15 protein-coding genes and 1 other RNA gene are annotated in these 21,994 nt (G+C 38.0%); 4 read left to right on the top strand and 12 right to left on the bottom strand.

Annotated features, from left to right (window positions below; translation table 11 throughout):
* The 9 genes from PSF86_RS13720 to PSF86_RS13680 all read right to left on the bottom strand — a co-directional run bounded on the left by PSF86_RS13720 (position 1) and on the right by PSF86_RS13680 (position 13,486).
* Positions 1–3,213 carry a SusC/RagA family TonB-linked outer membrane protein gene (locus PSF86_RS13720; RefSeq protein WP_277900662.1) on the bottom strand — a complete coding sequence of 1,071 codons (3,213 nt, stop codon included), beginning with the start codon at positions 3,211–3,213 and terminating at the stop codon, positions 1–3.
* Between the two features lie 639 nt (positions 3,214–3,852).
* Positions 3,853–4,551 carry a formylglycine-generating enzyme family protein gene (locus PSF86_RS13715; RefSeq protein WP_277900661.1) on the bottom strand — a complete coding sequence of 233 codons (699 nt, stop codon included), beginning with the start codon at positions 4,549–4,551 and terminating at the stop codon, positions 3,853–3,855.
* A gap of 129 nt (positions 4,552–4,680) precedes the next feature.
* Entirely contained in the window at positions 4,681–8,754 is a 4,074-nt protein-coding gene (locus PSF86_RS13710; RefSeq protein ID WP_277900660.1) for a hybrid sensor histidine kinase/response regulator transcription factor, read from the bottom strand.
* Positions 8,755–9,064: 310 nt separating this feature from the next.
* Entirely contained in the window at positions 9,065–10,213 is a 1,149-nt protein-coding gene (locus PSF86_RS13705; protein WP_277900659.1) for a lactonase family protein, read from the bottom strand.
* Positions 10,214–10,389: 176 nt separating this feature from the next.
* Entirely contained in the window at positions 10,390–10,983 is a 594-nt protein-coding gene (locus PSF86_RS13700) for an outer membrane beta-barrel protein (RefSeq protein ID WP_277900658.1), read from the bottom strand.
* Positions 10,984–11,080: 97 nt separating this feature from the next.
* Positions 11,081–12,646, bottom strand: a complete 1,566-nt coding sequence (rny, locus tag PSF86_RS13695; RefSeq protein ID WP_277900657.1) for a ribonuclease Y — start codon at positions 12,644–12,646, stop codon at positions 11,081–11,083.
* 50 nt (positions 12,647–12,696) lie between these two features.
* A non-coding RNA gene (gene ssrS / locus PSF86_RS13690) (6S RNA) lies at positions 12,697–12,827 on the bottom strand.
* A gap of 65 nt (positions 12,828–12,892) precedes the next feature.
* Positions 12,893–13,183 (bottom strand): cell division protein ZapA, encoded by a 291-nt coding sequence (locus PSF86_RS13685; RefSeq protein WP_277900656.1) that lies wholly within the window; start codon positions 13,181–13,183, stop codon positions 12,893–12,895.
* A 12-nt stretch (positions 13,184–13,195) separates the two neighbouring features.
* Positions 13,196–13,486, bottom strand: coding sequence for a coiled-coil domain-containing protein (locus PSF86_RS13680; RefSeq protein ID WP_277900655.1), 291 nt, complete (start codon positions 13,484–13,486; stop codon positions 13,196–13,198).
* 170 nt (positions 13,487–13,656) lie between these two features.
* On the opposite strand from PSF86_RS13680, the gene PSF86_RS13675 reads away from it, so the two are divergent.
* The 3 genes from PSF86_RS13675 (at position 13,657) to PSF86_RS13665 (ending at position 18,481) form a co-directional block, all read left to right on the top strand.
* Positions 13,657–15,342: a M23 family metallopeptidase gene (locus tag PSF86_RS13675; RefSeq protein WP_277900654.1), complete on the top strand. Its 1,686-nt coding sequence runs from the start codon at positions 13,657–13,659 to the stop codon at positions 15,340–15,342.
* Between the two features lie 11 nt (positions 15,343–15,353).
* Positions 15,354–17,780, top strand: a complete 2,427-nt coding sequence (locus PSF86_RS13670) for a TonB-dependent receptor (protein ID WP_338424036.1) — start codon at positions 15,354–15,356, stop codon at positions 17,778–17,780.
* A gap of 71 nt (positions 17,781–17,851) precedes the next feature.
* Positions 17,852–18,481: a hypothetical protein gene (locus PSF86_RS13665; RefSeq protein WP_277900653.1), complete on the top strand. Its 630-nt coding sequence runs from the start codon at positions 17,852–17,854 to the stop codon at positions 18,479–18,481.
* A gap of 4 nt (positions 18,482–18,485) precedes the next feature.
* On the opposite strand, the gene PSF86_RS13660 is transcribed toward PSF86_RS13665, so the two are convergent.
* Genes PSF86_RS13660 through PSF86_RS13650 form a run of 3 tightly spaced genes read right to left on the bottom strand, consistent with a single transcriptional unit; the run spans position 18,486 to position 20,531 of the window.
* Entirely contained in the window at positions 18,486–18,908 is a 423-nt protein-coding gene (locus tag PSF86_RS13660; RefSeq protein ID WP_277900652.1) for a Fur family transcriptional regulator, read from the bottom strand.
* Positions 18,890–19,333 (bottom strand): molybdenum cofactor biosynthesis protein MoaE, encoded by a 444-nt coding sequence (locus PSF86_RS13655; RefSeq protein ID WP_277900651.1) that lies wholly within the window; start codon positions 19,331–19,333, stop codon positions 18,890–18,892. Before PSF86_RS13655 ends, PSF86_RS13660 begins: the two co-directional genes overlap by 19 nt.
* Positions 19,334–19,361: 28 nt before the next feature.
* The gene (locus tag PSF86_RS13650) at positions 19,362–20,531 is read right to left on the bottom strand and encodes a molybdopterin molybdotransferase MoeA (RefSeq protein ID WP_277900650.1); all 1,170 of its coding nucleotides are present in this window, start codon (positions 20,529–20,531) and stop codon (positions 19,362–19,364) included.
* Between the two features lie 193 nt (positions 20,532–20,724).
* Here PSF86_RS13650 and PSF86_RS13645 point away from each other — a divergent pair, with 193 nt between their 5' ends.
* A complete protein-coding gene (locus PSF86_RS13645; RefSeq protein WP_277900649.1) occupies positions 20,725–21,990 on the top strand; it encodes an alginate export family protein in 1,266 nt (421 codons plus the stop codon).
* The last annotated feature ends 4 nt before the right edge of the window (positions 21,991–21,994 follow it).

The raw sequence follows: 21,994 nt of genomic DNA, 5'->3' as shown, positions 1-21,994 counted from the left end.
TTAAAAGTCAACACTCAATCCAAGCATTACTGTTCTTGGTAGGGGGTACAACCCTAAGTCTACACCAGATGCCCATGGAGTATTATCGTTACCACCATAAGCAACATCGGGATCCATTCCATCGTAATTGGTAAAAGTGTACAGGTTATTGATTGCAGCATAAATATTCACTTCCTTTATATAATCAATATCCTTTAAGTACTGACCCAATTTAAATCCAAAAGTTAGGTTGCTTATTCTTAAATAATCGGCATCCTGCATATAGATATCAGAAATCAAGTTGGTATTTCTATTGGATACTGAACTCATGCGCGGCAACTTATTGGAAGTTCCTTCCCCATGCCAACGGTTAAATATGTCCGTGGTATAATTTTGATCGAAATTATCGGCAAACGAACGGTACGATTGCATTACCTGCATTCCGAATTTGCCTGTCAACGTAGTATTTACATAAAATCCTTTGTATTCGGCATTTAACTGTATTCCCAGTTCGTAATCTGGTAACGGGCTCCCTAACATGGTTTTATCGCTTTCGTCGATTACCCCATCTTGGTTTTGATCTACAAAACGAACATCTCCGGGGCGTTGGTCGGCAAAATACGGCGTACCATCTGTAGGTTTTACATAAGCATCAACTTCATCCTGGTTTTGTAGAATACCATCGGTTTCATATCCATAGAAGTATCCTATTGGATATCCTACTTCTGCCCTTGAAATATAAGCGGTGCCTTGCGATAATATATGTGGTTCTCCATTAATAATACCCTCAGCATTTGCTAATTTAACAACTTCATTTTTATTATATGATCCCGTAACGGTTGCTCCATAAGAAAAATCTCCGGCGGTATCGTTCCAAGACAACATTACTTCAAACCCTTTATTTTCTATATCTCCTCCATTTATAATTGGCGGTCCTGCTCCAGCTGTTCCGGGTTGTGGGGCTTCAACTAACCAACCTTTGGTTGACTTTTTATACCAATCGGCCGTAAATGCCAATCTTGAATTTAAAAAACGTGCATCCAAACCAAAATCCAATTGTTCTGAAGTTTCCCAAGTTACCTCAGGGTTTGGAATTCTTGTTGGAATTGTAGCATTGGCCGATATTGGTTTGGTATCCCCAAAATAATAACCAGGACTTATATATGAAACTGTTGAACTATATATAAAATTATCAATGCTCTGATTACCATTTTGCCCCCAACTTCCTCTTAATTTGATAAAAGTATTGGTATCTGACATGAAATTCTCCTCACTTATTACCCAACCGGCAGAAACAGAAGGGAAATACCCCCATCTATATCCCCTAGCAAAGTTGGATGAATTATCGGCCCTCATAACAGCTGATAGCATATACTTTTCTTTATAATTATATTGTAATCTTCCAATATAAGATAGTACACCGCCACCTCCGGAAGCACCATCTGATCCCCAAGTATCTATAGCTCCAATAACACTTTTAGTTACGTTATTTAAAAAAGCATTATCAGGATTGTAATATTGAGAATTCGCCATAGTTCCTCCAACATTAAAATCAATTTCATTTTTATTAATCTCATTACCAATCAAGGCTGTCAAATTATGGTTTCCAAAACTATGCTCGTATGAAAGTGTATTGGTAAAAGTAGAAGTGTTGCCTAAATATTGACTTTGGTTAACACCGTCTGTAGCGTTTTGGTATAGTGTACCTAATGCATATGTAGGTGTCCAGGATCTACCAGTACCAAACCATGCATTAATACCGTATGAAGATCTAAACTTTAGATTCTTCATTGGTTCTATCTCCATATACACGTTCCCGACAATGTTATTTCCTTTATTGCCTAAGTTGGCATAATTATGACGGTAATACATTACAGCCAATGGGTTGTGCGAGTTGTTGGAAATCCCGTCCATAGTTGGCGTAAAACCATATTGGTCTGGCGAATCTGCCCAATAAGCCGGCATTAACGGGTGTTGAACCAAGGCATTGTGCAAGTCGTTCCAGTAAATATTTCCTGTGGCTACGCTTCTGTTTTCTGTTTGTGAATACGTAAAGTTCTCTCCTAAGGTAACAAGGCTTCTGTCGTCGTTTTTAAATAAAACAAACTCCGTATTTAAACGTGTGGTTAAACGTTTAAAACCTGCATCGGTTACATCGCCCCCTATAATACCCTTTTGGTCGTAATAAGAAGCCCCCAATGAGTAGGTTATATCTTCGCTTCCTCCGGTTATATTTATGGAATGGTTAGAAACAGGTGCATTCTTCATGGTAATTTCGTCAATCCAATTGGTTCCTTCCCAACCATTTTGAAGCATGTTCCATACATCCTCGCCCAGTTGTGTTCCCAACTGCCCGGGATAGGTGTTGTTTAACCAACTATTGTTCTTTATTAAAGCTTCCCAATTGTTTGGTGCCAATCCGTCATTTACACGGCCTTCGTCCATAATATACATGTATTCCTGTGCATTTAAAGGCGTTAGGTTTTTGTATATGTTCTGGAAACCATAAAACGATTCGTAATGCACCTGTGCCTGTCTGGACTTTTTACCTTGACGTGTAGTTACCAAAACCACTCCGTTTGCGGCACGCGAACCATAAATGGCAGCAGAGGCAGCATCTTTTAATACATCGATGCTTTCAATATCCCCTGAGCTTAAATAATCTATATTTCCAACCGCAACACCATCTACAATATAAAGTGGGTTTGAATTTCCAATAGTTCCCAAACCACGGATGGTTACTTTGGTACCAGCTCCGGGAGCACCATTATTTCTTGTAACACTTACCCCAGGTGCAACACCTTGTAAGGCCTCCATAGCTGTTCCCGTATTTAGTTTGGCTATATCTTCTCCTTTTACATTTAAGTTGGCCCCTGTTACCAAGGCTTTCTTTTGTACACCATATCCAATTACCACAACTTCTTCCAAAGCTTCCATAGATTGCTCTATAGTTACGTTAATAGAAGTTTGTTGGCCAACCAATACGGTTTGTGTTTTCATACCTACGTATGAAAAGATCAAGTTGTCAGATGGATTTACGCCACTAATGCTGTAGTTCCCATCAAAATCTGTCTGAACCCCATTGTTAGTACCTTCTACCATAACCGAAACTCCTGGCATAGGCATTCCGGTATCGTCGATGACAGCACCACTAATGGTTTTTGTCTGTGAAAATATGCTTTGTATGCAGAGCAGCATCAAGGCAAACATCACAATTTTAAGTTTTGGCATCATTTTAATTAATTTAAATTATTGAGTTAGTACTTAATTTTTATTACGGCAAGCATATAGAAATAATACGCTGTGTATTAAAACACATAAAACACAAGAAACACCAATAGCCCTATAATAATGGCTATTAATAATACTTCGCATAATGTTCTCCAGCTAAACCGCATAAAACTTTGATTGTGTTATGTAAATGTTAAAAAACCATTAACGAAATCGTAATAGTTTTTCAGCAATCAGTGTCACATTTGAAGCAATCTTGCCCAAACACATACCTTTTGCAACATTTGTTTCTACAAATGCAACATAATTACCATTTGTAAAAACCCTATAAACACAATAAAGAGGAGCGGTTTTGATTAATTTCTGAAAAAATGGAGAGCTTTAGAGGAATAATTGCGTGCAAAGAATGGTAACAGCAATTAATAGTTAACAGTAACGAGGTATGAAATCTTTAAAAAATGTTAATTCAACAAATGCTATATTGAAAGAAGAATATGAATTGACCCACAAAATAATTGGTGACATGAACCAAACATGTATATAGTATTTGTATTTGTTATACAATGAGTAAAATCTATAAAATAACTAGTAGAAGTAACATCGAAAAGATGCTTTTTTTTATATTTTTTTGCCTGTAGTTTTTTATTTTCTAGAGTTGGTTGCCACTCTAAATCCCAAGTCGTCTATTCTGAAAGAAAAAGGATGGCTTCTTCTTCGAGTTGTTGCCATAACGCTCCTTTCTTGGTCACACCAACCACCGCCACGAAAAACCCGATATGTTCCGTAAACAGTTTCATCATAAATGTCCGAGCACCATTCCCAAACATTACCCAGCATATCGTAAAGCCCCCATTTGTTAGGTTGTTTTTGTCCGACTTCTTGAGTTTGGTTATTGGAATTGTTTTTAAACCAAGCAACATCGTTCAAATCTCCGTACCGAATGTCTTTAGTTCCTGCTTGGCAGGCATATTGCCATTCGGCTTCTGTTGGCAATCGAAATCCATTTGTTTTTGAATTTAAGCTTACTTTTTCAGTTGCTAAGTCAATTATATAACAATTCTCCCTGCCTAAAGATCTAGATAGTCCATTACAAAAATTCACGGCATCAATCCATGAAACGGTTTCAACCGGCAATCTATCTCCCTTGAATGCCGAGGGGTTTTCGTTGGTTATTGTCTTATATAATTGTTGTGTTATTGGGAATTTAAAAAGTTCAAAAGAATTTATATCAACCGACCAGGTTTCTTTTTTTCGGTCATCTCGCATGTCGATAGTTCCCATAGGAATGTTCACCAACAACTCGTCAATTCCTTTTTTATCTATGTTTTTTATCGTGTTCACGGTTGTTTTTTTAAATAAAGACTAGCTACCTAATATAATACATTTGTTTGTTTTATATTGAAACCAGAGTTCATTTTATTATATGGAAGATGGCCCCTGAATATGAAGGGTAAAAACCAAAACTTAAAATCATTTAGTCTTTACTTCTTCCTCTACTTGGGTTGGAAGCATCCCAAAACAAGCTTTAAAACATTTTGTAAAATAGGATGACGATGAAAAACCAACGGCATATGAAACCTCGCTTATATTATTATTCCCAGCCTGTATTAAAGCCTTTGCCTTATGAAGCCTGATGTTTCTAATAAACTCATTGGCAGTTTGCCCTGTCAATGCCTTTAATTTTCTATAGACCTGACTCCTACTTAAATTAAGATGCGACGCAAGGGATTCAACATTTATATCGGGTTCGCTGATGTTTTTATTAATATAATTAAGCGCCTTTTGTATAAATTCTTTGTCTAGTGATGTGGTATTGACATTGGAGGGGACATCGCTTATGGCACTAAAATATTTGTTGAAGATTAATTGCCTGCTGGTAATTAATTGCGATAACCGAAGCTTTAACAGTCTCATATCAAACGGCTTCACCATATATGCATCTGCCCCAATTTCTATCCCGTCTATCCTGTCGTCTATTTTGGCCTTGGCCGTGAGCATCAACAAAGGAATATGACTTGTACGGATATCGGTTTTTATATATTTACAAAAATCAAACCCGTTCATTTCCGGCATGATAACATCTGTTATTATAACATCGGGAAGTACTTCTTTTGCCATTTGCAGCCCTTCTTTACCGTTGTTTGCCGCAACTACCTTATAATGCCCTTTTAGTTCGTTTTTTAAATAGTTTCTAAGTTCCGGGTTGTCTTCAACCAATAATAATGTATAAAAATTGGCTTGCCCGTCCATGGCACATTCATCTTCTGCTTCTTCGCTCATGGTCGCTTCTATATATTTTGGGGCATTTGGAAGTTGCTCGTTTAAATCAGAATAAATTTCATTCTCTTTAAAGTGACCTTTTCCCTTTGGAAGTATTATTTTAAAAACAGTCCCCTTTTCCAATTCGCTTTCAACTTCAACCTTGCCCTTATGAAGCTCCACAAAACTTTGTACCACTTCTAGGCCTATTCCCGTACCGCTAAAGTACATTTTGTTGGAACCTTCAACTTGATAAAAACGTTCGAACATTTTTTCGACTTGTTCTTTCGCTATCCCGATTCCTGTATCTGAAATAATAATTTCTACCGCTTGAGATTTATAATTTTCATTCACTAAAGGGAAACGTACCAAATCGTCTTTGGACCGCAGTGAAACACTAATGGTACCTCCATTGGGCGTTGCTTTAAAAGCATTGGAAATTACGTTGAAAATAATTTTTTCCAGCATACTTTCATCGGCCCAAATAGCAAGGTCATTTTCATCTGTATCCATGCTTATAGCTATATTTTTGGCATGGGCTTCTTCTTTAAAATAACTCAAGACTTCGTTGGCCAGCGTTACCAAGTTAAATTCCCTGGCCTTTACGCGTATTTTATTCAGCTCCAACTTTCTAAAGTCCAACAGTTCGTTTACCAACCTATGGAGCCTTGCCGTGTTTTTGTGTATAATGTTGTGTTTTTCCCGAATCGACTTAGGAAAATCTACACTTTCATTATTAATAATATCCTGAAGCGGGTTCATTATCAAGGTAAGCGGCGTTCTGAACTCATGTGATATATTGGTGAAAAACTGAAATTTTTTCTCGTTTAGGTCTTTTTCCTGTTGTCTTTTCTCTTTTTCGTATTTTACTATTTGCTTTTCCCTAATCCTACTTTGTGTCATTTTATTCAAGACATACAATCCTATAAAAAACAATGCGATATAACCAAACAATGCCCAATTTGTTTTCCACCATGGGGGCAATATCGTTATTTTTAACTCTAAAGGATCTGTATTCCATACCCCATCGTTATTAGACGATTTTAACTTAAACGTATAATTTCCTGGATCCAAATTTGTATAGGTGGCGCTCTTAGCGTTCCCTACGTAATTCCATGTATCTTCATAACCTGCTAAATAATAGGCATATTCGTTTTTTTCAGGCCGTGTATAATTTATCCCCGAATATTCTATGGTAAACACCGGTTGCTTATTTGTCAATGCAATGCTGTCGGTTTCTGCAATTACCTTGCTTAAAGGGGAATCGGGCTGTGTTGGTAGCACCCGCTTGTTAAAAATCCTTAAGTCCGACAAGTATAATATGGTTTCGTGCCGGTTTGTTTCTATATGCTCCGGGTTAAAATAATCCACGCCTCCGTAACCCCCAAGGTAAATTTCGCCGTCTTTGCATTTATACGTGGCGTTCATATTAAAATCGTTAGACAACAACCCATCGTTCACGCTATAATTAACAAACTCATTGGTTTGAGAGTTCATTTTAACGATTCCCGAATTTCCGGTAAGCCATATATCGCCTTCGTCACTTTCTATAATTCCGCAAATGTTTTCCAAAGGAAGCCCGGTAAGTTTATTGTACCATTTAAAAGTTCCGGTATGGACATCGTATTTTGCCAGCCCGGCGCCCTTGGTCCCTATCCAGATCGTTTTATCTTTCCCTTCGTATAAAGACAAAACATGATTGGCCGTGGTTGGGTTATTGTATGCTTCCTGCATCTGTTCCCGCATGGAAACTATTTGAAACTCGCCGTCCTCCTGTTTTTTTATTTTAAAAAGACCATGCGTTGCCCCCAACCATATATTGTCTTGATGGTCTACCAATACTTTCCAGACATCGCTGTTGTCTAGGCCATATTCTTCAAAAACAGCCGAGTTATAATTTGTAAATTTCCCTGTTGAAGGATTATACGAATGCAACCCATTATGAAAGGTGCCAATCCAGATATTACCTTTTGAATCTTCATCAATGCTCACGATGGTATTCGATAAAAGAGCACCATTGGTAGTATCTATATTGTAATTTATAAAGTTTTTGCTCCCGTTTTTCAGCAAATAAATACCATTGTCCCAACTTGCCACCCAGGTGTTGTTCTGGCTATCTTTATATATCGTCTGGATATAATTACTTGTTAGGCCTGTATATGGACTTTTATCAGAAGTATTAATATGGGTAAATTGCTTTGTGGTATTATCTACAATATCTATTCCGCCGCCGTCCATTCCTATCCAAAGCTTTCCTGACATATCCTTGGATATGGAAGTAACCGAAGGAGCGTGCAACGAGTTAGGGTTATTATACAAGCTTTCGATGCCCTCAAACTTGTCGTAAAGCCTATCGTAAACAGCAATTCCCTTGTTGTAGTAACCCAGCCAAATTTTTCGGTCCCTATCTTCAAACAAAGACCATATAGAGTTTACCAACAGGCTTTTCTCGTCTTTGTTGCTCGTTATGTAATGATTAATTACATTTCCATTGCCATCAACATGAAACAGCCCGTCGTTTTCGGTACCACAAAGTACGGTTCCCCCATGCAGGGCTGTAAGCGAAAACAAAGGATTTTTTGATATTGGGTAATGTTCCACGCTTCGGGCCTTGTTTTTGGTATGCTGAATGTTGTTTATTTTGTACAACCCTTTAGAATATGAGCCCACCCAAATATTATCCTGCTCATCTATGGCCAAGGAATGTATGCCATCTTTAATTACAATCCCATTTGCAAACACCGAAGGCTTTAGCATGTTTTTGCCTGCATCATATTCCTGCACCCCCAAATTTGTGGCGGCATACAATTTCCCCATTTCGTCCATCTGTATGGCCAAAATGGTTATTGGCGTAGTTCCGTTTAGTTTGCTTATCCCTACTTTATCGATTTCGGGTTTAGTGGAAAATTTCATCTTATATAGCCCCCTGCCAAAAGTTCCTATAAACAGGTTTCCGTCTTTATCTTCTTTAAGGCTTCTTATGGATAAATTGGTATTGGGCGGTAGACCAAAGCCATCGTTGGAGATTCTTTTAAACTGGTCTTTATCGCTATCGTATAAGTTTAGGCCCTGCTCTGTCCCGACCCAAAACCTATGCTGGCTATCCAGATAGGTGCAATACACCACGCTACTGCTTAATGAAGTGGTATCGTTTAAAACGTATTTATAAGAATCGTATTCTAAACCATCGTAACGGTACAACCCGGCTCCATTGGTTCCTATCCATATAAAACCATAATCATCTTGATTTATGCTGTATATCCCTACTTTTGGAATATCTTTCATTGTGCTGACAAAATTGAACCTAGGCAATGGTCTTTGAGACCATAACCCTGTGACCGTCAACAATAAAAGGCATATATAAATGTACTTTTTAGGCATAGATTAGGAATGTTAGGTGTTTAGCTTTAATGTAGTACCAAATTCAAAAATATAAAAAATATTAAAAAAACAATTTTTACACTTATTAATTAACAAATAATCAGATAAAATGATATTTTTAAATTATTTTTCAAGAATAAATCCTGCACAATAATTTATTTTTAAATATGTATGAATTTCCTTCAGAAGATTTTAAAAACCTTTTACATAAAATTTATTTAAACAAAATACATACCGGAGAAGGAGCATCTATTTCATCCATATAGGTCAACAATCCTGTTTCGGGATTTTTTTTGAATGAAACTATATTGTTGGTATATTGATTGGCCACCAAAAGAAATTCTTCTTTGGGGGAAATGGCAAAATTTCGCGGGCCATCACCTTTAACCGACTCAAAACCAATGGATTTTAAAGAGCCATCTGCGCCTACTTCAAAAATAGCAATGGAATTATGACCGCGGTTTGAAGCATATAAAAATTTTCCGTTGGATGTAATATGGATATCCGCGGCGGTATTTTCTCCTTTAAAGTCACTTGGTACTGTACTAATGGTCCTTTCTATTTTATAAGTTTCGTTTTCAAGGGACAATTGGGTAATTGTACTGTTCAATTCATTAAAAACATAAGCCCATTTTCCATTTGGATGAAATGTCATGTGCCTTGGTCCTGCACCCCTTTCCATTGCAAGCTTTGCACTTTTTTTAGGCGCTAGCTTTTTATTTTTTTCATCTATGGTGGTAAACCATAGCTCATTGGTACCCAAATCTACTTCAACAACGTCTTTTTGAGTAGGCTGCAACCATACAGAATGTGCATGCGGCCCTTTTTGTCTTTCGGTGGTTCCTCTTCCCGTGTGCTGGTGCACGTCCAATATACCCGAAAGTGCTCCTGCTGAGTTTAATTGAAGTAAGCCTACATTTCCGCTGGAATAATTGGCCGTTAAAACAAAATTAGCTTCATTGGCAACAATAAAGCACGGATGTGCACCGCCCGATGGGCTTTTGTTTATAAGTTTTAAAGTATCTGCTTCTATTTTATACGATTCTACCCCTCCTTGACCTTCGGCATCTTCTATTTCGTTTACGGCCAACAAGTATTTTTTATCATCAGAAAAAGTTAAAAAAGACGGATTTTCGCTCATGGCCGCCAATCCATTGTTTTTAAGCTTCCCGTCTCTGTTTACCGAATAACTGTATATTCCTTCACTTTCACCATTGGTATATGTCCCTACATAAAAAGCAATATTTTTAGGTTCTGTTTGTTTTTTCGTCTCGGCAGCCACTTTTACAGTTTCTTGTTTTTGATTTGATTCTTTACACCCTATCATTAAAAGTAACGAAAGGGATATTATGGATAGTTTCATCTATTGAAAATTAATTGGTGCTTTTATTTTTTTGGAAAGATACAATATTATAGATGATTCTTATTATATGAAAAACAGGAGCAATATTATTTAAGCATTTTTGTTGTTATGCCATAAAAAAAAGGTCCGGTGCAATACCGGACCCCATTTTAAATAAAAATCTATCTATTATGAAATTATCTTTTCCATTTTCCGCCACCAAAGTAGAAACCAACGGAAACACCAAAGTAGCTATTCTTAATTTCAACAGAACCAACTTCAACGCTTGATCCGTCATCTGTTATAGAAAAACCTTCTGATTTTGTTTTAGGAATGATGTTGTATTCAAGTCCAAGCCTGAATTTTCCAACTTCAAAACCACCACGGACCATTCCTCCAAATTTTCCTGAAACATCAATTTCAGCATCACTATTATCAAACCCGATACTGGACAATCCATAATATCCTACACCGGCACCAAGAAAAGGTGCGAAAGAACTAGAGCCATTATGAAAATAATAATCATACGTACCTAAATAAGAGGAAGAAGTAGAAACTTTGGCATCTTTTCCATTTACGTCCCTTGCAGTGGCGGCTCCGGCAATTCTTAAACCTACGTTCATATTATCGGCGATATTGTATTTGGGCTCAATATCAAACAACATTCCACCTCCACCTGAAGCAGCTGCGTAGCCTATATCCAGGCCTACTCTAAATTTTCCTTTTTCCTGTGCTTGAGCCGAGTAGGCACCCGCCATAATAACAATAAATAGTAATAGTAATTTTTTCATAAGATTATAATATTATATAGTTTATGGCACTAATATAAACATATAATCTATAATAAGAGAATATTTTTTGTTAAATTTATTTTCTACAACAAAAAAATTATTTTGCTATATTCACGGCTCTTGTCTCCCTGATAACCGTAATTTTTACCTGACCAGGATACGTCATGTCTGTTTGAATTTTTTGGGATATCTCAAACGATAGTTCAGAAGCTTTATCGTCGCTTACTTTTTCGCTTTCTACAATTACGCGCAATTCCCTTCCTGCCTGGATTGCATAAGCTTTTTTAACTCCTGTAAAGCCAAAAGCAATTTCTTCCAGATCTTTTAAACGCTGTATGTAAGAATCCAGCACCTGGCGCCTTGCACCTGGCCTTGCACCGCTTATGGCATCGCACACTTGGACTATTGGCGCCAATAAGGTTTTCATTTCTATTTCGTCGTGGTGGGCCCCAATGGCATTACATACATCTGGCTTTTCGCCATATTTCTCGGCCCACTCCATTCCAAGGATGGCATGAGGGGTTTCTATCTCGGTTTCGGGTACTTTACCAATATCGTGCAACAATCCTGCTCTTTTGGCAAGTTTGGCATTAATGCCAAGTTCTGCGGCCATAACGCTACAAAGTTTTGCCACTTCCCTTGAGTGCTGCAATAAGTTTTGTCCATAAGAAGAACGGTACTTCATTCTACCTACGGCCTTAATGAGTTCTGGATGCAGTCCATGAATCCCCAAATCGATTACCGTACGTTTTCCTACTTCAATAATCTCTTCTTCAATTTGTTTTTTGGTCTTTTTAACCACTTCTTCAATACGTGCCGGGTGTATTCTTCCATCGGTTACCAAACGGTGGAGCGACAACCTTGCTATTTCCCTTCTTACCGAGTCGAAACACGAAAGAATAATGGCTTCTGGGGTATCGTCTACTATAATTTCTACACCTGTTGCAGATTCGAGCGCCCTGATATTTCTTCCTTCACGGCCAATAATACGGCCTTTTACATCATCCGACTCTAAATTGAACACAGACACACAATTGTCTATGGCTTCTTCGGTACCGATACGCTGAATGGTGTTTACAATAACTTTTTTGGCTTCTTGCTGGGCGGTTAATTTGGCTTCTTCCATGGTATTTTGGATATACGTCATGGCATCGCTCCTTGCCTCTGTCTTTAAAGATTCTACCAATTGGCTTTTGGCCTCTTCCGCAGAAAGCCCTGAGATAACTTCTAATTGCTCGATTTGACTTTTATGGAGCTTTTCTATTTCGCCCTGTTTTTTATCTAGAAAGTCCAGCCTAAAATCGTAATCCTTGCTCTTGGCCTCCAGTTCGGTATTGGCCTTCTTGTTTTTTGCCAGTTCGCTAGATACCTGCGACTCTTTATCACGGGTTCTTTTTTCGGCCTCGGCTATCTTTTTATCTTTTGCAATAATCACTTTTTCGTGTTCTGCCTTGAGCTCTAAAAACTTTTCCTTGGCTTGCAGTATCTTATCTTTTTTAATGCTTTCGCCTTCTGTTTTTGCCTCTTTCAATATTTTCTGGGCTTCTTTTTTTGCCCCGGAGATCATTTTTGTTGCATTGTTCTTCTCAAGAACCTTGGCTATTATAAACCCAACTATTATACTTATTACTCCAACAATTATTGATAGTGTAGTATTATCCATCTTTACATATATTTAAAAAAAAAGCCTACATTGGCATTGAAGTTTTGTACAAACTCCATAAAACAGGTTTAAGGCTACCAAACTGATCAAGGGTCCGCGGTTCCTAAGTCCTGAAATTAATCAGAGGAGCGGCATGCTTTTACAATTTGAACTCACCTTTTTTAATTAATACTTGTTGAGTTTGTCAAAAAAATGCAACCAATGTAGGCAGTAACATTATATTATTTAAAAGAACATTCTATTTTTTTAGCTTAAATGCCCAGAAACAAGAGCGTCCAATTTTTTTAACCGCTCGTTCATTTCTTCGTTTATATTTTCCTTATCAATACCTTTTTGTTCTACTTTGGAGGCAAATTGCAGGGCACACATTGCCAACACGTCCTGTTTGTCCCTTACGGCATAATTCTGTTCGAATTGCTTGATCAATGCATCTATGCTCTTTGCTGCCTTTCTTAATCCTTCTTCCTGTTCTGGCGCTACCGTTAGGGGATATACCCTGTCTGCAATAGATATTTTGATTTTAAGCTTTCCTCCCATTGTTAGAACAATTTATTCCGATAGTTGAGCGATACACTGATCAATTTCACGGATTAAAGTATTTATTTTAAGCTTAGCTTCTGTTTTACTTTGATTACTGCCAAGCATTGAATTTGCTAGCTTGAGCGATTCATATTTTTCTTCCCATTGGGTAACGGAAAGTGCTAAATCCTTATTTTCATTTTTAGAAACCGCCAATTCTTCTTTTAATTGCCGATTGACCTCTTGTTGTTGCTTCAACTTTTTAAGCAACTGACCAATCTTATTCTCCAGAGAATCAACAATTTCTATAATTTCGCTCATACATGCAATGTTCAACACATATCTTTACAAAGTTAAGACACCTTTACATACCTCACAATAGTTTGCAAAAATTTCTTTTAATAAACTAATATAACGAAATTTGCGTTTTAAGAGTAGTTTTTTCTCGTTTAATTATCAATTCTTTAATTTAGCAGCATAACAATTTTCCCATGCGGTATTTTTTTATTTGTAGTATTTTATTTTCCCAATTTATTTATGCCCAAACCAGTTACCCTGAGAATTATTTTCGTTCGCCATTGGATATCCCCATAGTATTGGCGGGGACTTTTGGCGAATTGCGCTCCAATCATTTTCATTCGGGCATGGATATAAAAACACAGCAACGGGAAGGCCTGGATGTTCATGCCGTGGCCAATGGATATGTTTCAAGGATTAAAATTCAGCATTATGGTTACGGAAAAGCCATCTATGTAACGCATCCAAACGGTTACACGTCGGTTTACGGGCATTTACAACGTTTTTCACCCGAAATTGAAGCCTATGTAAAAAAGCATCAATACAAAAACCAATCATACGAAATTGAACTTTTTCCCGAAAGCAACGAGTTTCCGCTTAAAAAAGGGGATATCATTGCCTTTAGTGGAAATACGGGCGGCAGTGGCGGACCGCATTTACATTTTGAAATTCGCGACAGTGCGGCCAAACCCATAAACCCGTTATTGTTTGGGTACGAGGTAAAAGATACAAAGGCACCGCGCATCCTTGGGGTTTATGCATACCCGCTTGCCAACGGCGCTATTATTAACAACGGAAACAAGCGAACAGAATTGCAACTTGTAAAACAAGCAGACGGAACGTATCTGGCCAATAAAATAACTGCCAGCGGAAACATTGGCCTTGGAGTGGAAACATACGACCAGCTTGATATGGCCTATAATAAAAACGGAGCATACAAAGTATGTTTAACCGTAAATGGCACGCTTAATTTTGAATACGATTTTGAAACTTTTTCTTTTAACGAAAGTAGGTACATAAACACCTTGATAGATTACCCAACCTATATTGAAGACAATAAAAGAATACAAAAATGCTACATAGAACCCTATAACAAACTTAGCATCTATAAAAAAAGAAACGATGAGGGCATAATTCCCATTGCGGAAGGCCTGTCGTACCAAATTGTAATGGAAGTGTCTGATTTTGCTGGAAATACAAGCACCATAATTGTTCCAGTTGAAGGCAAGAAACAAGAACTTATCCATAAAAAAGATGATGCGAATACGGGAAAATACCTCATCGCTGCCCGCGACAACATCTACAAAGTGGGAGATGCGACCGCATTTTTTCCGGCAAATACTTTTTACCACGATTTTTTTATAGACCTTAAAGGAACCGGGGACAGTATTTCCATACACAACGAAAGTGTTGCCGTAAAAAGCAATTACACGATCAGTATGGACATAAACCGTTTAAACGAAGACGATATAAGCAAATTATTTATAGCGCATTTAGATGAAGACGACCGCCCCTCGTATGAGCATACCTACAGAAAAGGAAACATTTTAAGCACCCGTACAAGAGACCTTGGCAGGTTTACCGTTATGAAAGATACCATATCTCCCACCGTAAGGCCCTCTAACTTTAGGGACGGGCAGTGGCTTTCTAATTTCGGCAATATAAAGCTGGAAATTCATGACGATTTAAGCGGCATTAATTCATACCGGGCAACCATAAACGGCGAATGGATATTAATGGAATACGAATATAAAGACAATACACTTACGTATGATTTAAACGACATCGATTTTAAAGATTCGGCAAATTATTTAGAAGTATTTGTTACCGATAATGTTGGAAATAATACTACTTTTAATGCTGTTTTTTACCGTAAATAAACTTTAGTGTATTGAAAATCAAGCCTAATATCCTTTTTTTACTGTTTTTCTTGACCGTAAACCTATTTTATAGCCAAACCGCTACCATTCGGGGTATTGTTCTTGACAATTCGAATATGCCCATTGAAAACGTATCGGTAATCGTTTCAGAAAAAGGGGTAAAAACCAATTCTAACGGCTTTTATAAGGTAATAGTCCCAGCAAATAAGGATGTTACGCTTCATTTTACCCATATTTCATTTGAAGAAATTGTATTGTCCGTTCAATTGGAAAACGGGGAAGACATGGAGTTTAACCCGATAATGGAAACGCAGATCAAACAAATAGGGGAAGTGGTGGTTTCTTCAAAAAATAAAAAAACCGTTGAGGGCATTCAAAATATCGATCCCGAAATCGTCAGGACGATTCCTGGGGCCAATGCCGGGGTGGAAAACATTTTAAAATCGCTTCCGGGCGTTAACTCAAACAACGAATTGAGTACGCAATATGCCGTAAGGGGCGGGAATTACGACGAGAATCTGGTATATGTTAACGAGTTTGAAATTTACCGGCCTTTCCTCGTTCGTTCCGGTCAGCAAGAAGGTATGAGTTTTATCAATACAGACCTTATCCAAGATATTGATTTTTCTGCGGGCGGCTTTCAGGCCAAATATGGAGACAAATTATCGTCGGTACTCGATGTTACCTACAGAACCCCTTCAGAATTAATGGGCGGCGTGGACATAAGTTTGCTTGGAGGAAGTGCGTATTTGGGGACCACCTCTAAAAACAAGCGTTTTACAACTTTAAGCGGTGTTAGGTACAGGAACAACAGCCTTTTGGTTAATAGCAAAGACACCGAAACCAATTACAACCCTATATTTGCCGATGCGCAAACTTTTTTAACCTACAGGCTGTCGGGGAAGTTCCAGCTTCATTTCCTTGGAAATTTATCGTTAAACGAATATGATTATCAGCCAGAAACCCGACAAACCACTTTTGGCACCATAGACGACCCGGTTTCGGTCAGGGTTGATTACAGGGGAAATGAAGAAGACAGCTATAAAACGACTTTTGGAGCCTTAAAGGGGGTTTATCAGGTTAATCAAAATACATCGTTAAAATTTATTGGTTCTTTATATCATACCAAGGAAAAGGAATATTACAATATTGCAGGCCGTTATAGCATGGGGGAAATAGACACTGTCATGGGCGGACTGGTTGAAGAATACCAAAACATTGGCCGACAATATGAATATGCCAACAACAAACTAAATGCTACCATTTTTAATATACAGCATAAAGGGTTTTACGAAAAAGAGAACACCACCATAGAATGGGGCATAAAATATACTTTAGAGAATTTTAAGGACCATTTGAAAGAGTACGAAACCGTGGATACCGTAACAGTAGACACCGTTGACTTAAACTCCCCGTACAACTGGAACATTCCGCCATTGCATGCCCTAAAAGCCGATAATAATGTAACCAACAACAGACTTATGGGGTTTATGCAATGGAGCAGGTATGTTTTTTTGGGAGAAAACAAGGTATGGCTCAATGCTGGAATAAGAGGGCACTTTTGGAATGTCTCCGGAGACAGTATCGACTCAAACTCTCAATTTGTGGTAAGCCCCAGAATGCAGGTTGCCATAAAACCAAACTGGAAAAAGGACATGCTTTTCCGTCTGGCCGGGGGGCTTTACCAACAACCCCCATTTTATAGGGAAATGCGTGATAGCACCGGGCATGTTAACCCTTTTGTAAAAGCACAAAAATCATATCATATTGTATTGGGGCACGATTACAGCTTTAAGCTTTGGGACCGTCCTTTTAAACTAACTTCGGAAGCGTATTATAAATATTTAAATGATGTAAACCCCTACACGCTCGAAAATGTGCGCATTCGGTATGAAGCAGCAAACAATGCCGTGGCTTATGCTTATGGATTGGATTTTAGGCTGAACGGCGAGTTTGTTCCCGGTACCCAATCGTGGTTTAGCTTTGGCTACTTAAAAACCGAGGAAAACATAGACAACCGCGGTTATATTCCAAGGCCAACGGACCAGCGCCTAAAATTTGCAGTACTTTTCCAAGATTATATACCAAGTATCCCCAATGTAAAACTGTACCTAAACGGAGTGTACAATACTGGGCTGCCCGGTGGAAGCCCCGATTATGCCGACCCGTACGATTACCAATTGCGACTTCCCGATTACAAAAGAATGGACGTTGGCATTAATTATATATTGCTAGACCGTAAACAAAAAGTTAAAAACAGCAATTGGAACAATAAATTTGAAGAAATTCATGTGGGCTTCGAGATTTTCAATATTTTTGATGTCCAAAACTCGATTACCAATACATGGGTAGACGATTATTACACCAATACACAATACGCCATACCAAACTACATGACCGGAAGGATTTTTAATATTAAGGCCGGATTAAAATTTTAACCAGCTATTCATTTAATTAGAAATTAATAAAACAAATACAGCAAAACAGGATTCTGTGAAATAGCATTTTAATGAAAAAACATATATTTTTAATTGTATTGATGATGAGTGCCCTTGGTTTTGGCCAAAAAACCATTTATCAAAGCGAATCTTTTAAAGAACTTAGCAAAGACCATAAAACCGTGGCCATTGTTCCTTTTGAAGCCCGGCTGGAACTGGACAATAAAAACTTGACCGCGGAACAATTAAAAAAACTTCAGGAAAAGGAAGGCTACGAAGCACAAAATGCATTGGAAAGCTATTTTTTAAAAAGACACAAACGAAAAGATTACCGTATTGAATTTCAGGATATAAAAAACACAAATGCCCTATTGGCAAAAGAAGGCATCGATTTACTGAACCTCGATATATATACCACTCAGGATTTGTGCAAAATTTTAGGGGTCGATGCGCTTATTTCGGGCGACCTAACCTTAAACGCATTAATTTCAGAAGGCGTCTCTACCGATTTTGACTTCATGTCCTTTATCTCCGGTACTTCAGATTATGGGCGGATTGCCATTAAATTAAGTGATGGCGCCACCGGAAAACTTCTTTGGAAATACGAAAAGGTAATTACACGTAAATCGGGGAAAAACACCTACGACATTATTGAAGCCATGATGCGCAAGTCTACACGGAAGTTTCCTTATGATAAGTAAATAGCTATTCGTCCTTGCTGCATTGGTTGCAATAACCAGAAATAAAACCATTAAAATTTACAGATTGGTAACCTTTGGGCAGTTTAACGTCAATTTCATTAGGCAGGCATTCTACTTTTCCGCAGTTTAGACACCGAAAATGAAAATGACTGTGCAGGTGCTTCTTTTCGCCACAGTTAATGCAATAGGCATAATACTGTTTTCCGTCGTCTCCCAATATTTTATGCACAATCCCGTCGTCATAAAAACTGTTGAGCACCCGGTATATGGTTGCCCTGTCTATTACATTACCAATTTCTTCTTGTATAATGTCCTTGTTTACCGCCGTTGAAGCATTTTTTATGGTTTCCAGTATTAACTCCTTTGCCTTTGTATTTCTTTTGTTCTTCACCATTGTATCCAATCTCCTTAACTGTTTTTTTTCCATTGATGGGTTTTGTCCTCAAAGATTTCCTTTCCAAAGATAGGAACCTGTTCTTTTATCATATTTACAATGGCTTCGGTAGCAGCATAGACTTCCTTTCTCCTTTCAGCCGAAACAAATACAAAAAAACAAATTTCGCCTACATTTACTTTGCCCAGGCTATGGTATGTGTGCATACAGGTTAAATTAAACCTCTTAAAAGCCTCCTCCCTGATTTCGTGTAATTTCTCTTCGGCCATTTTCCTATAGCATGAATATTCAATGGCCGAAACTTTTTTTTCTTCAATAACATCGGCACGTACCTGCCCCAAAAAAATATTGTGCGCGCCAATACCGTGTTTTGATTGATGCTTGGCTATTGAATTGGCTATAAATTCTGGAGAAATTGCCCCTTCCATAAAGACCGTTTTCTTTTTATGAACTGTCATTAAATTAATTTTATTTGAAAATATAAATTTACTGAAGAATATCCAGATAAAGAACTTCTTTGCCTTTTTCTATGCAAGCGGTATCTGCTGGAACATACACCAAAACATCTGTTTTTATTAAGCTAACCAGCATGGAAGAACTTTGGTTTTTATGTATCTCTATACCGTCAACAGTTTTGTTTCCACGCAAAAAAAGCGATTTTCCGTTGGAATTTTCTATACTTTCCTTTAAAACAGCCTTTTTAAACCCTCTTTCTTTGCAATTCATTGCCTTTTGTATGGCCGCAACCACATATACCTGAAAATTAATAAAACAAGCGGCAGGATTGCCCGGAAGCCCAAAAAGAATGGTTTTTTCTTTGGTGCCGAAATAAATAGGCTTTCCTGGTTTTTGGTTTATTTTATAAAAATGTTGCATTACTCCCAATGTTTCAAATGCCCGTTCCATTAAATCGTAATCTCCCACCGAAACTCCTCCGGAAGCTATCAATATATCGTAATTTTCAATAGCTTCTTTTAACTTATGCAGCGTATCGTCCATTTCATCAGAAACATAAAAACACCGAATGGTTTTTATCCCCAATTTTCTTAGTAACAATTGAAGCATTATGGAATTACTGTCATAAATTTTACCTTCCTCAAGCTTATCGCCGGGCGGCTGAACCTCGTTTCCGGTTATTAGCAAGGCTACATCTGGGCGTTTGTACACTTTTACCCTGTCAAGCCCCAAAGCGGCCGCATATGCCAGTGCCGAGCTATTAAGCAAGGTATTTTTTGGTATGGCCAGGTCTCCTTTTTTTACCTGTTCGCCCGCAAGCTTGATATTGGTTTTACCGGTATATGGCCTGGCTTGTTTTATATATCCGTTTTTTTCAACTACATGTTCCGCCATCAGTACGGCATCGGCCGAAAATGGAACTTTTGCACCAGTATAAATACGCACGGCCTCTCCTTCTTTTAAAATTATATCACTTATATCCCCTGCTTGGACACAGCCTACAATTTTATAGTTTTCTTCTGATGTAAGCTTGACCGCAAAACCATCCATAGCCGATTGTTGAAAAGGCGGCAGCGAAATAGGCGCATGAACATCTTCGGCCAGCACATGTCCTTCTGCATTTATAATTGATGCTTCTGTTATTGTAGCTGCAATACTTTGTTGAAATACAATCTGAAGCGCTTCATATACGGAAATCATTTATCTTTAATAAATTATTACATCAAAAATAGGTATAAATTTCATTTTAAAGAATAAATAATTAAGTATTAATACTTAATTTTGTTCACGAATACTTATTTTTGATTTAAAAAGCACGATTTAAACTGTCATATTTTTTAAATTACTACCTATGAAGAAGCTACCTCAACTAACATAAAAAGAAAATAAACCAATGAAAAAATTAACCACTACCCTATTTTTAACATTTTGCTTTATACAACTTACTCATAGCCAAACATTCGACCTTTCGGCAGACCTCCGTCCAAGATTTGAGTACCGACATGGATACGGCTCTCTTTTTCCCGATGATACAGACCCAGCGGCCTTTGTTACACAACGCTCAAGGCTTAATTTTAATTATACTGATGAAAAACTAAAACTGATGCTGAGCGTCCAAGATGTAAGCACATGGGGCGATACCCGGCAAACTTCACCAGTAGACGGAAACGATTCGTTTTCATTATTTCAGGCTTGGGCAGAACTAAGCATTACTGAAAATTGGGCCATTAAGGCAGGACGGCAAAGTATTGCTTATGACAACGAGCGTATTTTTGGGGCCCTAGACTGGGCCATGCAAGGCAGGTTTCATGATGCAGCACTTATTAAATACCGAAACGATGGTTTTATGGCCGATGCAGGTTTTGCCTTCAGCCAAACAGAAATATCCAATGAAGGTACCGCATATGATGTTCCGGGCTTTTTTACCTATAAGACCATGCAATACCTTTATGCACAAAAAAGTTGGGAGAAAGCATCGGCCAGTCTTTTGTTTTTGAATACCGGGTTTCAAAATTTTGATGAAGACGATGAGGCCGATGGCGTTTATTACACCCAAACGTTAGGTTCTTATTTTAAGTTTCCTGTTTCCGTAATCGGTATTTCGGGGAGTTTTTACTATCAATTTGGCAAGGCATATCCCGTAAATGTTGATTTAAGTGCCTACGAATTCATGCTTGAAGCAAGCTACAAACCTGTAAACACATTGTTTGCACTGGGCTTTGAAGCCATGAGCGGATCGGATCAAGGTGGGAGCGACAATAATTCTTTTTTCCCGCTTTACGGTACCAATCATGCTTATAATGGATTTATGGATTATTTTTATGTTGGCAACTATGCCAATAGTGCCGGTTTGAACGATCTTTATGGAAAAGTGGTCTGGAAAACAGGAGAAAAATCAGATTTACTTGTTTCTGCACATTATTTTGGTGCCAATGGCGACCTTGCCAATGATGCCGATGCTTATTTGGGCACGGAAATAGACTTGCAATTTACCCAAAAACTCATGAAGTTTGCTACCCTTAAAGTAGGCTACTCGCATATGTTTGCCTCAGAAAGTATGAGCTTGATTAAAGACGGGAGGCCAAACGACAATTCCAACAATTGGGCCTGGGCCATGTTGGTAATCAACCCGACGCTTTTTACGCATACCATAAAATAAATGC

The sequence above is a fragment of the Galbibacter pacificus genome (assembly GCF_029603165.1).
Taxonomy (GTDB): domain Bacteria; phylum Bacteroidota; class Bacteroidia; order Flavobacteriales; family Flavobacteriaceae; genus Galbibacter; species Galbibacter pacificus.
This window is presented reverse-complemented; position numbering and strand designations above follow the sequence as displayed.